Below are 13161 nucleotides of genomic sequence, written 5' to 3'. Positions count from 1 at the left end.
CGCCTGGACGCCGCCCTGCCGGCCCCCGCCGCCTGAGGGCGCCGCCCGCGGCCCGCGGGGAAGGGCGGTTGCCCCGGCCCGGGGCGGGTAACCGCCTGCTGGGGGCCCGTCCGACCGTGGGAGGAGCCATGGCCCGTCGTGTGCGCGAGGTGATGACCAAGAACCCCGTGACCGTCGAGAAGACGACCTCGCTCGCCGAGGCGGCGAGGGTGATGCGGGACGCCGACATCGGCGACGTCCTCGTCGTCGACGCGGGCAGGCTCCGCGGCATCCTGACCGACCGGGACCTCGTCGTCCGGGCCGTGGCCGGCAACCGGGACCCGTCCGACACCACGGTGCAGGACGTCTGCACCACCGACCCGGTCACGGTGGGCCCCGACGACGGGGTCGACGAGGCCATCGCCCTGATGCGGCGCAGGGCCCTGCGCCGCCTGCCGGTGGTCGCCGGCGACGGCGGTCTCGTCGGCGTGGTCACCCTGGGCGACCTGGTGGTCGAGCAGGACCCGGGCTCGGCCCTCGCCGCGATCGCGGCGGCCGGCCCCGACAGCTGAACGGCGCAAGCGGAGGAGGTGTCGCCATGAACGCGTACGTACCCCTGGTCTCGGTGGCGGACGGCGGACTGCTGATCCCAGCCGACGAGGTGACGGCCCTGCTGCGGCGCCTCGCGGGCGGCTGGCTGCACTCGGTGTACGACGAGGAGACCGAGCTCGACCCGGGCACGACCCTCGGCCTGGCCAACGTGCTGGTGGAACTGGCCGACCAGATCGATGTGGAATGCATCGGCTTCATGCCCCTCGCGGACGAGGCCTCCGAGGACCCCGAGGACGTTCAAGCCCCCGACCCGCCGGAGTGAGGCCCGCGCGGGCCGCCGCCCGCGCCCGTGAGCACGTGCGCCCCGGCGCGGAGGGCGCCGGGGCGCACGTGGGGGAGCTGCGGGCGGGGGCGGGATCAGACGATGCCCTCCGCGATGTCCGCCTGCTCGCGGGCGGTGCCGTAGGCGGCCGGGGTGCTGTACGAGCGGCGGGCCGCGTACCACCAGACGCTCGCGAGGACCAGGACGACCGCCAGCGCGATCACCGCGTAGTTCATCGAGTCGACCGTCACCGGGGACTTCTGCGGCAGGCAGAAGAGGACGGTGACCACGGCCACCCACACGACCGCGACCCAGCCGATCGGCCGGCTCCAGCGGCCCAGGCTCCAGGGGCCGGGCTCGAACCGGTCGCCGGCGCGCAGCCGCAGGTAGATCGGGATCGCGTAGGCCGGGGTGATGCCGATGACGTTGATGGCCGTCACCGCGCCGTACGCGGTCGCGGACCACAGCGAGGGCAGGGCGAGGACGCCGGCGACGGCGACGGAGAGCCAGACGGCCGGGACCGGGGTCTGGGTGCGGCCGCTGACCTTGCGCCACAGGGCCGAGCCGGGGAGCGCGTTGTCACGGCTGAAGGCGAAGACCATCCGGCTCGCCGCGGCGACCTCGGCGTTGCCGCAGAACAGCTGGGCCACGATGACGACGAGCAGCAGGGCCTTGGCGCCGCCGGCGCCCAGGGCGTCGAGGAAGATCTGGGCGGGCGGGACGCCGGTGGCGCTGCCCGCGACGGCCGCGTAGTCCTGGATGGCGAAGGTGAGCCCCGCCAGCAGCGCGAACCCGGCGAGCCAGGAGGCCCAGATGGCCCGGACGATGCCCTTGGCCGCGGAGACGGAGGCGTTGGAGGTCTCCTCCGAGAGGTGGGCGGAGGCGTCGTAGCCGGAGAAGGTGTACTGCGCGAGCAGGAGGCCGACGGCGGCCACGTACAACGGGCTGGTCCAGCCGGTGTCGTTGACGAACTTCGTGAAGACGAACGAGACCGACTGGTGGTGGTCGGGGACGAAGGCCAGCGCGCCGACGATCAGCGCGACGCCGCCCAGGTGCCACCAGACGCTGACGGAGTTGAGCACGCTCACCAGGCGGACGCCGAAGAGGTTGAGCACGGCGTGCAGCAGCAGGATCGCCAGGAAGATCAGGAAGGTGGAGCCGGCGGTGGGCTCGAACCCGAACTGGAGGTTCAGGAAGGCACCGGTGAACAGGGCGGCGCCGTAGTCGATGCCGGCGATGGCGCCGAGCAGCCCGAGCAGGTTCAGCCAGCCCGTGTACCAGCCCCAGCGCCGGCCGCCGAGCCGGTCGGCCATGTAGTAGAGCGCCCCGGACGTGGGGTAGGCGCTGGTCACCTCGGCCAGGGCGAGGCCCACGCACAGGACGAACAGGCCCACGCCGGCCCAGCCCCACAGCATCACGGCCGGGCCGCCGGTGCCCAGGCCGAAGCCGTACAGGGTCATGCAGCCGGACAGCACGGATATGACCGAGAAGCTGATGGCGAAGTTGCCGAAGCCGCCCATCCGGCGGGCCAGGACGGGCTGGTAGCCGAGCTCCCTGAGCCGCTCCTCCTCGTCCTTGACGGGTGGGGACTGGTGGTCCGGGCGGGCTGCCGGCGTGGTGCGCGACACGGGGGTACCTCCGAGGGGGTCAGGACACGGGGACGGGGGAGGGTGGAGCGGGGGTGTGCGGGGGGTGTTGCGTGAGGGGCTGCCGCGTGGGGGCGCGGCGGCGGGGGGTGTGACGACGGGGGGTGCCGCGGCCGGTCGGCCGCGGCGGGTCGGCTCTGGCCGGTCAGCTCTGGTCGGCCAGGCTCCGGGACCTGGCGCGCAGGAAGACCTCCTCGGCCAGGGCCTGGTCCGCGGGGTCGCGGGTGCGCTGGGCCCAGGGCGCGATGGACCAGTAGCCGCCCATCGCCTCGAAGACCCGGGCGGCGTCGCCGAACCGGTGGGCGCCCCACAGGGCGTGGGCGAGGTGGTTCAGGTCGAGCGGGGAGGCGTACGCCGGGTCGGCGTACGCGAACCAGGCGTCGAGGGCGTGCACCGCGTCGCGGATGGCGTCCTCCGCGACCCAGTGCAGGTCCAGCGCCCGCTCGTGGCCGCCCTCGCGGCGGTACCGGTCGACGTGGACGTAGAGCGGCAGGAGGTGGACGGCCGACCCGTGCGGGGCCGTACCGGCCGCCCAGCGGGCGAAGTTGACGGCTTCGGAGCGCGCGCCGGCCGTGCTCGTCTGCACGAACTGGAGCATCCGGTGGTAGGCCTCGCGGTTGTACGGGTCCCGTTCGTCGGCCTGCGCGAGGATCCCCCAGGGGCCCGGGGGCAGCATCGGGCCGGGCGGCGGCAGCCGGTGCTCCTCCATCTGCCGGTGCCCGTCGAGCAGGGCGAGGGCGAGCAGGCAGACCCACGGCACGGGGTCGGCCGGGCTGATCGCGGCGGTGTTCCGGCAGGCCTGCCAGGCCTCCTGCCACAGTTCGTGCGTCCGGGGATGGCCCGCGCGGTGGGCGCGGACGGCGCGCTCGACGGAGACCCGGGTGTGCATGACGGCCGCGGCGAGGCTGGTGGGCTGCTCGGCCCGCCAGGCCAGGACCACGTCGGAGCCGGCGGCGACCGCGGCGAGGACCTGGGTGCGCTGGGTCCACAGCCCCCAGCCTTCCGTGCGCTCCAGCAGCCGGGCCATCGACAGCCAGCGCCCGGTGCGCAGGTCCTGGACGGCGGCGCGCAGGTCGTCGTCGCGGCCGGCGGGATGGTAGACGGGCCGGAAATCGCTGCCGGCCATCACCTCGTCCCGGGCGCGGTACGGCCGGTCCGGGCGCGTCCCGTCGTCATCGTGGTCATGGGGGTCACGGGGGTCATGGGGGTCATCGGGGTCCTCGGATCGCATGGAGGTACGGGGATGCGTGAACCATGCGCGAACTGTTCGGCGTACCCCCGCCGTTGACCCGCGGACGGCGCCCTTACCGACCGTTGATCGGCGATCACTATAAGGCGAGTCCGGCCGTCCGCACCCGGAAACTTTTTCGAAGGTAAGTTTCAAGCCAAGAACGGGTCATGATGTGGCGTCAAACGTACCCCCGGCCCTCCCGGCGGATCTTGACGGGCGCCCGGCCGCTGGGGAAGGCTTCCGACCGACAATCCATTGACCTGCCGGAACGCGGACGGAGTCGTGATGACGGGCCCGGTGCTCGCAGTTGACCAAGGCACCTCGGGAACCAAGGCCCTCGTCCTGTGCCCCGACCGCGGGGTCATCGGCTCCGCCTCCGCCCCCGTACGCCCCCGCTACCTGCCGGACGGCCGGGTCGAGGTCGACCCGCGTGACCTGCTGCGATCGGTCGTCGACGCCGGACGGGCCGCCCTGGCGGCGGCCGGCGAACCGGTGGTGGCGGTGGGCCTGGCCAACCAGGGCGAGACCGTGCTCGCCTGGGACCCGGCCGACGGCGAGCCGCTGACCGACGCCATCGTCTGGCAGGACCGCCGCGCCGCCGGGCTCTGCACCGAACTGGCCCCGCACGCCGACCTGCTGAGGGAACGCACCGGCCTGCCGCTCGACCCCTACTTCGCCGCCCCCAAGATGGCCTGGATACGCCGCCACCAGACCCGGCGGGGGGTCGTCACCACCAGCGACGCCTGGCTGGTGCACCGCCTCACCGGCGCGTTCGTCACCGACGCCGCGACCGCCGGCCGGACGCAGCTGCTCGACCTCGACACCGTCGCCTGGTCGCGGCCCGCCCTCGAAACCTTCGGACTCGACGGCGAAGCGCTGCCGGCGATCGTCGACGCCGACACCCCCGTCGGCACGACCACCGCCTTCGGCCCCGAACTGCCGCTGACCGGACTGCTCGTCGACCAGCAGGCCGCCCTCCTCGCCCAGAGCGTCACCGTGCCCGGCGCCGCCAAGTGCACCTACGGCACGGGCGCGTTCCTGCTCGCCCAGACCGGCCCCGAACCCCGCCGCAGCTCCACCGGACTGGTCGGCTGCGTGGCCTGGCGGATCGCCGGACGCACCAGCTACTGCCTCGACGGCCAGGTGTACACGGCCGCCTCCGCCGTGCGCTGGCTCACCGACCTCGGCGTGATCTCCGGCGCCGAGGACATCGACACCGTGGGCGCGAGCGTCCCCGACGCCGGCGGCGTCACCTTCGTCCCGGCCCTCGCCGGGCTCGCCGCCCCCTGGTGGCGGGGCGACCTGCGCGGTTCCGTCACCGGCCTCGGCCTCGGCACCACCGCCGGCCACCTCGTGCACGCCCTGTGCGACGGCATCGCCGCCCAGGTCGCCGAACTCGCCGACGCCGCCGCGACGGACCTCGGCGCACCGCTCACCACCCTGCGCGTCGACGGCGGGCTGACCCGCTCCGCCCTGCTCATGCAGGCCCAGGCCGATCTGCTCGGGATCCCCGTCGAGGTGTCCGCGCTGCCGGACGCCACCGCCCTCGGGGTCGGCGCCGTCGCCCGGCTCGGCCTCGACCGCTCCCTCACCGTCCGCGACGCCGTACCCGACTGGAAGCCCTCCGCCGTCTACGAGCCCAGGGCCGGCGCGGACGAGGCCGCCGAGCGCCGCGCACGGTTCCGCACGGCGGTCGCGGCCCTGCTCGACGGCCCGGCGTGAGCGTCACCCGGCGGGGCCCCCTGCCCGGCGGGGAGTACGACGTCACGGTCGTCGGCGCCGGCGTGGTCGGCTCCGCCATCGCCCGCGCACTGGCCCGGCTCCCGCTGCGCACCGCCCTCGTCGAAGCCTCCGACGACGTCGGCGACGGCACCTCCAAGGCCAACACCGCCATCCTGCACACCGGTTTCGACGCGGTGCCCGGCTCCCTGGAGTCCCGGCTCGTGCGCGAGGGCAGCCGGCTGCTCGCCGCGTACGCCGCCGCGAGCGGCATCCCCGTCGAACCGCTCGGGGCCCTCATCGTGGCCTGGGACGCCGACCAGTTGGACGCCCTCCCCGGCCTCGCCGCCAAGGCGCGGCGCAACGGGTACCACGACACCCGCCTCCTCCCGGCCGAGGAGGTACGGGCCCGCGAACCACACCTCGGACCCGGGGTGCTGGGCGCCCTGGAGGTGCCCGGGGAGTCGGTCATCTGCCCCTGGACCACCACCCTCGCCTACGCGACCCAGGCGGTCCGCGCCGGCGTCGACCTGCACCTGAACTGCCGCGTCGAGTCCGTCACCCCGGGCCGTCCCCACGTCCTGCACACCGGGCGCGGGCCGCTGCGCACCCGCCACCTGGTCAACGCGGCCGGACTGCACGCGGACCGGATCGACCGGCTGCTGGGCCACGAGGACCTCACCGTGACCCCCCGGCGCGGCCAGCTGATCGTCTTCGACGAACTGGCACGGGACCTCGTACGCCACATCCTGCTGCCGGTGCCGACCGCGCTCGGCAAGGGGGTCCTGGTGACCCCGACCGTGCACGGCAAGGTGATGCTCGGGCCGACCGCCGAGGACCTGGACGACAAGACCGCCACCGGCTCGACCGCCGAGGGCATCGCCCTGCTCCGCGAGAAGGGCCGGCGGATCCTGCCCGCGCTCCTCGACGAGGAGGTCACCGCCGTCTACGCGGGCCTGCGGGCCGCCACCGGGTCCGAGGACTACGCCGTCCGCGCCCACCCCGACCAGCGCTACGTCACCGTCGGCGGCATCCGTTCGACCGGCCTGACCGCCTCGATGGCGATCGCGGAGCACGTGCTGGAACTCCTCGCCGAAGCCGGCCTGCCCGTCACCGGCGCCCGGGACCCGGAGCCGGTGCGGATGCCGAACCTCGGGGAGGCGTTCCCCCGCCCCTACCGCGACGCCGCGATGATCGCGGCGGACCCGGAGTACGGGCGGATCGTCTGCCACTGCGAACGCGTGACCCGCGGCGAGATCCGCGACGCCCTCGCCGGCACCATCCCGCCCGCCTCCGCCGACGCCCTGCGCCGCCGCACCCGGGCCCGGGCGGGCCGCTGCCAGGGCTTCCACTGCGGCGCGGCCGTCCGCGCCCTGCTCGACACCGAGGAGCCCGGCCGGTGACCCGCACGCACGGCCCGAACGACACGCCGGACCGGACCGACCGGGGCGACCGGACCGACCGCGCCCGCCGGCCCGCGCCCAAGGACGTGGACGTCCCGACGGCCCGCACGGCCCGCACGGCCCGGACCGACCGGACCGTCGACGTCCTCGTCGTCGGCGCGGGTCCCGCCGGGCTGGCCCTCGCCGCCCGCGCCGCCCGCGCCGGGGCCGGCCGGGTCGAGGTCCTGGAACGCGAGGACGAACCGGGCGGGGTCCCGCGCCACTGCCACCACGGCGGCTTCGGCAGCCCCCCGCTGCCCTGGCTCACCGGCCCGGCCTACGCACGGCGCTCGGTGGACGCGGCCCTGGCCGCCGGGGCCGCGCTCCGCACCGGCGTCACCGCCACCGGCTGGGCCGGAGCGCTGACCCTGGAGACCACGAGCCCGTCAGGCCTGGAACGGATCACCGCCCGGGCCGTCGTCCTCGCCACGGGCGCCCGCGAACGCCCCCGCAGCGCCCGCCTGATCCCGGGCACCCGCCCCGCGGGCGTCTTCACCACGGGCGAACTCCAACGCTCCCTCCACCCCTACGCCCGCCACCCCATCGGCCGCCGGGCCGTCCTGATCGGAGCCGAACCGGTGGCCCGCCACGCGGCCCGCACCCTCCGCCGCACCGGCACGGAGGTGGTGGCGATGCTCACCGAACACCCCCGCGCCACCGCCCTCCCCGGCATCCCCCTCCTCACCCGCACCACGGTGACGGAACTGCACGGCCGGGGCCGCCTCTCGGGCGTGGCCGTCCGCCACCAGGACGGCCGGTCGGGGCTCATCGCCTGCGACACGGTGGTCTTCACCGGCGACTGGATCCCCGAGCACGACCTGGCCCGCCGCGGCGGCGTCCCCCTGGCCCCCGGCACCCGAGGCCCCGCCGTGGACTCCGCCTTCCGCACCGCCACCCCCGGGGTCTTCGCCGTCGGCAACGCCCTCCACGGCATCGAGCCCGCAGCCACCGCCACCGCCGAGGGAACCGCCGCCGCAGCTCCCCTCCTGGCCCACCTCTCGGGCACCCCCTGGCCCACCCCCGGCCCACCCCTCCTGGTCCACCCCCCACTCGCCTGGACCACCCCGACCCACCTCACCCTCCCCGCCCGGGGCCCCCTCCTGCTCCGCACGGCGACCCCCCTGACGGCCCCGCAGCTGGAGATCCACCAGAACACCCGCCCCCTCTGGCACCACCGCCCCTGGACCCACCTCACCCCCACCCGCTCCCTCCACCTCCCGACGCACTGGACGACCCGCGTGGACCCGGAGGGCGGCCCGGTGATCCTGAGCGTCGAGGGCCGCGGCCGGGTCGCCCCGGCGCGTCAGCCCGGGCCGCCGCAGCCGGCGAAGCCGGGAGCCACCAGCCCGGACTCGTAGGCGAGCACCACCGCGTGGGTCCGGTTGTGCGCGCCGAGCTTGGTCAGCACGTTCCCGACGTGCGTCTTCACCGTCTCCAGGCTCACCGTGAGCGACTCCGCGATCCCCGGGTTGGACAGGCCGGTGGCCATCAGCCGCAGCACCTCTTCCTCACGCCCCGTCAGCGCCGCCTCGGGCAGCGCCTCGGCGGAACCCAGCGGGCGGGCGGTGACCATCCGGCGCAGCGCCGCCGGGAAGAGGATCGCCTCCCCGGCCGCCACCACCCGCACGGCCTCCGCGATCTCCCGGACCGGACGTCGCTTGAGCACGAACCCGCCGGCCCCCGCGCTGAGCGCGGCGGTGACGTGGTCGTCGTTCTCGAAGGTGGTGATCACCACGACCTTGGGCGGTTCGGCCGACTCGGCCAGCAGCTGCCGGGTCGCCTCGATCCCGTTGCGGCGCGGCATCCGCACGTCCATGAGCACCACGTCCGGCCGCAGCTGCCGCGCCTGTTCGACCGCCTCGACCCCGTCCGCGGCCTCGCCGACCACCGTGATCCCCGGCTGCGCCGAGAGCAACACGCGCAGACCGCTGCGCGTCACCTCGTCGTCGTCCGCGATCAGGAGGGTGACGGGGAGTGCTGCGGCACCGGCCACGGCGACCTCGCCCGCCCCGGAGCCGATCACGCCGCCACCCGTACCGGCAGCCGGACCGCCAGCCGCCAGTGCTGCGGGCCGTCCGGGCCGGCCTCGATCCGGCCGTGCAGCAGCCGCACGCGCTCGGCCAGCCCGGGCAGGCCGTGGCCGGAGGTGGGGAAGGCACCCGCGCCGGCGCCCTTGCCCGTGCTCGCCCCGGTCCGGTTGACCACACCGAGCTCCAGTCCGTCCGGCCCCGCCGCCACGCGGACCGTGATCGGACCGCCCGCGCCGTGCCGCAACGCGTTCGTCAGCCCCTCCTGCAGGATCCGGTACGCCGCCCGGGACAGCGTCCCCTGCACCTGCACCAGCTCGCCCGACAGCTCCGGTTCCACCACCGCCCCCGCGTGCCGCACCCGGTCCAGCAGCTCGGGCAGGTCGGCCAAGGTCCGGGTCGGCGCCGTCCCCGCCTTCTCCTCACGCAGGACGCCCAGCACGTAGTCCAGGTCCTCCAGCGCGGCCCGGGCCGATTCCTCGATGCTGCGCAGGGCGGCCCGCGCCGCCACCGGGTCGGCGGAGAACAGCTCGCCCGCCACCGCCGCCTGGATCGTGGCCGCGGTCAGGGTGTGCCCGATCGAGTCGTGCAACTCGTGGGCGAGCCTGTTCCGTTCGGCCAGCGCCCGCTCCCGCTCGGCGGCCAGCGCGAGCCGCTCGGCCGACGACGGCCCCAGCAGCCGCGGCGCCGACCACCGCAGGGTGTTCGTCACGGCCACGCACACCACCGCCGCCAGCAGCACGCAGCCGAGCGCGAGCGCACAGCTGGGCCAGCCGCCGTTCACCCGCACCTGCCCGCCGGGCAGATCGAGCCCGGCCCAGACGCCGGTCCACCCCCCGGGCAGGGCCAGGCCCGCGAACAGCAGGACGCCGCTGACCAGGCAGCCCGTCCAGCCCAGTGCCACGTGCAGCAGCAGCCAGACCGGCGTCCGCCAGCGATCGTCGCGGGGTGCGCCCGCGGGCCGGGGAGCCGCCGCGGGATCCGGCAATCCCACCCCCAGCAGGCGGCGGGCGGACACGATCAGCGCCCGGCGCGTGGTGCGGGCCAGTCCCACCGCGCCGACCAGCGCCGCCCAGATCAGGAGGACGAGAACGACGCGCGCTCCCCGGGGAGCGGGGTGCCACGCGAGCGCGGGCAGCAGGGCGAAGGGCAGCAGTGGAAGGCTCGCCAACGCGCCGCCATAGGCGAACAACATGCCCGAATACGTCGAACCGCGCAGCAGCGGCCGGATTCCCCTGATCACGATGTCCAGTATGACCGGTAGCTCACCGGCGGCCTCCCCCGATCGGGGGAGCCCCTCTTCCCCCCTTTCCGCGATGCGCACCCGGGCCGCCCGACGCCATGATCGAGTCCTCCACAGCCGATGAACAGGACCGCTCATGAACACCACGTCAACGCCGACCCGGGCCGCCGGAGCCGACCCGCATTCCCACGGTCCTCAGGGCCCCGCGCACGGCGCGGGCGCTCCGGCCGGCAGGAACGGTCCGGCCGTGGCCGCCATGGTGCTGGGCGTCGTCGGCTGGGTCACCTCGATCGTCTTCGTCGGTGGCCTGTTCGGCGTGGTCGGCCTGGGCCTGGGCGTCGCCGCCCTGCGAAAGGCCGGGCGGACCGGAGTCGGCCGGGGCATGGCGGTCACCGGCCTGGTGACGTCGTTCCTCGCGATCGTGGTGTCCGTCCTGGTCGCCGTCTTCATGACCTGGTACGCCAACCAGACGCAGCCGTGCTACGACCCCGGCAGCTTCCGGCAGTACCGGGAGTGCGTCCACCAGCAGCTCACCGGGCACTGACCGGCGGCCGGACGGCGCGGTACGCGGGCGGATCCGCCTCCTGCCGGGCCCGCCGGCCCCCCGCCCCGGCCCTGGCGGGCGGGGGTGGGGGGCCGGCGGGCGGCGTGGGGTCAGGGGGTGCGGAGGGCTACTGCGGCGTGGTGGCCCTGGGGGACCGAGACGTCGAGGAGGGACCAGCCGGGGACGGGGGCGGGGGTCGGGCCGGAGCCCACGTAGTCGGCGGCGGGGTCGGCGGAGAGGCCTACGCCCAGGCCCTTGAGGTAGGCCTCCTTGCGGGTCCAGACCCGGGTGAAGGCCAGGGAGCGGTCCGCGGCGGGCAGCAGGGCGAGTTCGGCGGCTTCCCGGGGGTGCAGGACCGAGGCGGTCTCCGCGATGGTGGCGGCCGGGACCAGTTCCTCCACGTCCACGCCGACCGGGGCGGTCGCGAAGGCCAGCAGGCTCAGGCCCGCCCCGTGGGAGAGGGAGAAGTGGAGGGTGCCGCCGGGCAGGACGGGCCGTCCGTGGGGTTCGTCGCAGTGGGCGCAGGGGGCGCGTTCCACGGTGACCTCGCGGGGGGACAGGCCGAGGTAGGCGCCGAGGAGGCGGCGCAGGGCCACGTGGGCGCAGACGTAGGAGTCGCGGTCGCGGTCGCGGACGAACTCGGCGGCCCGGGTGAGCTCCTGGGCGTCCAGGGTGGTGGCGGCCCGGCGGTGGGCGTGGTCGCGGTACTCGGTGGTCTCCACCAGCCACACCTCGGGTCCCGGGGCGGGGCGGGCGGTCACCGTGACGCCGCGGGACCCGCTCCCGGTGGTGCCTCCCCGGTCGCCGGGGCCCGGGTCGGGGCCGGGGTCGGTCAGCCGCCGGGGGACCAGCAGCCGGGGGACGGTCAGGACGGTCATCGGGGGTTCCCTTCAGACGGCGGCGGGCACGGACAGGTCGGCGGCGGCCGCGGCGGGCGCCGGTGCGGGCTCCTCGGTGCGGGCCGGGTGGCGCAGGGCGAGGACGGCGGCGACCGGGGAGACGAAGGCGATGGCCCCGCAGATCAGCCAGGTGGTCTGGACGCCGAGCCACAGGGAGAGGGAGCTGAACACGGCGATGGAGAGGGGGGCGGTGCCGATGCCGGCGAGGGACAGGGTGGACATCGCGGCGCCCATCCGCTCCTCGGGCGCGGACTGCTGGTAGAGGGTGACGATGGCGGGCCCGTTGAGGCCGGAGAGCAGGCCGACGGCGGCGGCGACGGCGGTCAGCGAGACCACGGACGGCATGAGGGCCATGACCAGGATGCCCGCGGCCAGTCCGGCGCCGGTGACGACGAGGCGGACGTACATGGGGATGCGGTGCGCGAGGGCGGCGCCGAGGGCGCTGGAGCCGAGGGCCCCGATGCTGAAGGCGGCGAGGACCACGCCGACCGCGCCGACGCCCCAGCCCCGTTCGGAGACCAGCAGGGGCAGGGCGACCTCGGCGGGCCAGGAGAAGGCGAGGTCCAGGCAGAGCGAGGCGACGAACATCCAGCACAGCCGGGGGTGGCGGGCGAGGAGCCGGAAGCCGTCACCGGAGCGCTTGACCAGGGAGACGCCGGGCTCCGGCTCGGGCCGGGTGAATCCGTGGGTGACGTGGAGGAGGCAGCCGAGCCAGACGGCGCCGGTGAGGGCCGCGACGGCCAGGGCCACCCACAGTTCGCCGACGGTGATCAGGAAGGCTCCGGCGGGCGCGCCGAGGATGGGGGCGACCCGCAGGACCATCGAGTAGAGGGAGTTGGCGCGGGCGAGCTGGTCCCCGCGGGCGAACATCGGCAGCAGGACGCCCGAGGCGGGTCCGGCCAGGCCCAGCAGCACCCCTTCGACGAGGGCGATCACCACCAGCGGCCACAGGGTGTGGGTGCCGGCGACGACGACTGCGCCGGCGGCGAGGACCGCCACGCGGGCACTGGTGGTGCGCAGCAGCACGAACCGGGGCCCGAGGGCGTCGGCGAAGGCGCCGCCGAAGATCAGCATCAGGGCCCGCGGGATGGTGGCGGCGAGCATGAGCAGGGTGACGGCGCGGGTGCCGCCGATCTGGACGGCGGTCCAGTTCATCGCGATGAGAAGGGCGAAGCTGCCGAGCTGGACGGCGGCCTGCCCGCTGACGAGGGAGGCGACGCGGCCCCAGGGGACCGGCGGCCGCTGCGGTGCGGCGGAGCCGGTGGCGGGCGATGCGGTGGCGGGCGTGTCGGTGGTGGTCATGGGTGGAGTACCCGTTCTCTGGGAGGAGCTGGAGGGAGGGCGGGGCGGGGCCGGTCAGGCGGCGAGGGCCCGGTGCACCGCCCGGCGGGCCGCGGCGGCGGCGTCGTGCGGGCGGGGCGCCGGTCCGTAGGCGCGGAGTTCCAGGTGTCCATGATCGTGGCGCTGGGCGCGCTGCACGCCGAGTTCGGGCTGCGCGAACTGGTCGTCTCCTCCTACCAGGCGGTGAGCGGAGCCGGACGGGACGGTGTGGACACG

Annotated in this window: 12 protein-coding genes; 6 read left to right on the top strand and 6 right to left on the bottom strand. The window is 75.6% G+C overall.

The features are described from left to right. Positions 1–128: 128 nt before the first annotated feature. Both ACFVXK_RS31530 and ACFVXK_RS31525 read left to right on the top strand, forming a co-directional pair. On the top strand, positions 129–551 hold the full coding sequence (locus tag ACFVXK_RS31530) for a CBS domain-containing protein (RefSeq protein WP_389618370.1): 423 nt from the start codon (positions 129–131) through the stop codon (positions 549–551). A gap of 26 nt (positions 552–577) precedes the next feature. Then, on the top strand, positions 578–853 hold the full coding sequence (locus tag ACFVXK_RS31525) for a DUF6213 family protein (RefSeq protein WP_389618367.1): 276 nt from the start codon (positions 578–580) through the stop codon (positions 851–853). A gap of 95 nt (positions 854–948) precedes the next feature. Here the strand turns inward: ACFVXK_RS31525 and ACFVXK_RS31520 are convergent, their stop codons facing one another. Both ACFVXK_RS31520 and ACFVXK_RS31515 read right to left on the bottom strand, forming a co-directional pair. After that, positions 949–2373, bottom strand: coding sequence for an amino acid permease (locus tag ACFVXK_RS31520; protein WP_389618376.1), 1425 nt, complete (start codon positions 2371–2373; stop codon positions 949–951). Positions 2374–2644: 271 nt separating this feature from the next. Further along, the gene (locus ACFVXK_RS31515; RefSeq protein WP_389618364.1) at positions 2645–3625 is read right to left on the bottom strand and encodes a hypothetical protein; all 981 of its coding nucleotides are present in this window, start codon (positions 3623–3625) and stop codon (positions 2645–2647) included. 390 nt (positions 3626–4015) lie between these two features. On the opposite strand from ACFVXK_RS31515, the gene ACFVXK_RS31510 reads away from it, so the two are divergent. The 3 genes from ACFVXK_RS31510 (at position 4016) to ACFVXK_RS31500 (ending at position 8249) form a co-directional block, all read left to right on the top strand. Beyond that, on the top strand, positions 4016–5452 hold the full coding sequence (locus ACFVXK_RS31510) for an FGGY family carbohydrate kinase (protein WP_389618361.1): 1437 nt from the start codon (positions 4016–4018) through the stop codon (positions 5450–5452). Continuing rightward, positions 5449–6852, top strand: coding sequence for an FAD-dependent oxidoreductase (locus tag ACFVXK_RS31505; protein WP_389618358.1), 1404 nt, complete (start codon positions 5449–5451; stop codon positions 6850–6852). Before ACFVXK_RS31510 ends, ACFVXK_RS31505 begins: the two co-directional genes overlap by 4 nt. Positions 6853–6938: 86 nt before the next feature. Further along, on the top strand, positions 6939–8249 hold the full coding sequence (locus ACFVXK_RS31500; RefSeq protein WP_389618373.1) for an NAD(P)/FAD-dependent oxidoreductase: 1311 nt from the start codon (positions 6939–6941) through the stop codon (positions 8247–8249). On the opposite strand, the gene ACFVXK_RS31495 is transcribed toward ACFVXK_RS31500, so the two are convergent. Continuing rightward, entirely contained in the window at positions 8195–8914 is a 720-nt protein-coding gene (locus ACFVXK_RS31495) for a response regulator (protein ID WP_389618355.1), read from the bottom strand. The genes ACFVXK_RS31500 and ACFVXK_RS31495 overlap by 55 nt on opposite strands. After that, positions 8911–10161 carry a histidine kinase gene (locus ACFVXK_RS31490; protein WP_389618352.1) on the bottom strand — a complete coding sequence of 417 codons (1251 nt, stop codon included), beginning with the start codon at positions 10159–10161 and terminating at the stop codon, positions 8911–8913. Before ACFVXK_RS31490 ends, ACFVXK_RS31495 begins: the two co-directional genes overlap by 4 nt. A gap of 136 nt (positions 10162–10297) precedes the next feature. Here ACFVXK_RS31490 and ACFVXK_RS31485 point away from each other — a divergent pair, with 136 nt between their 5' ends. Next, positions 10298–10705 (top strand): DUF4190 domain-containing protein, encoded by a 408-nt coding sequence (locus ACFVXK_RS31485; RefSeq protein ID WP_389618349.1) that lies wholly within the window; start codon positions 10298–10300, stop codon positions 10703–10705. Between the two features lie 110 nt (positions 10706–10815). On the opposite strand, the gene ACFVXK_RS31480 is transcribed toward ACFVXK_RS31485, so the two are convergent. Beyond that, positions 10816–11583: a 4'-phosphopantetheinyl transferase family protein gene (locus ACFVXK_RS31480; RefSeq protein WP_389618346.1), complete on the bottom strand. Its 768-nt coding sequence runs from the start codon at positions 11581–11583 to the stop codon at positions 10816–10818. 12 nt (positions 11584–11595) lie between these two features. Further along, entirely contained in the window at positions 11596–12906 is a 1311-nt protein-coding gene (locus ACFVXK_RS31475) for an MFS transporter (protein WP_389618343.1), read from the bottom strand. Positions 12907–13161 lie beyond the last annotated feature (255 nt).

It is taken from the genome of Streptomyces sp. NPDC058157, from assembly GCF_042884105.1.
Classification (GTDB): domain Bacteria; phylum Actinomycetota; class Actinomycetes; order Streptomycetales; family Streptomycetaceae; genus Streptomyces.
The sequence above is the reverse complement of the archived record's forward strand: the minus strand, read 5'-3'. Positions and strand labels throughout refer to the sequence as shown.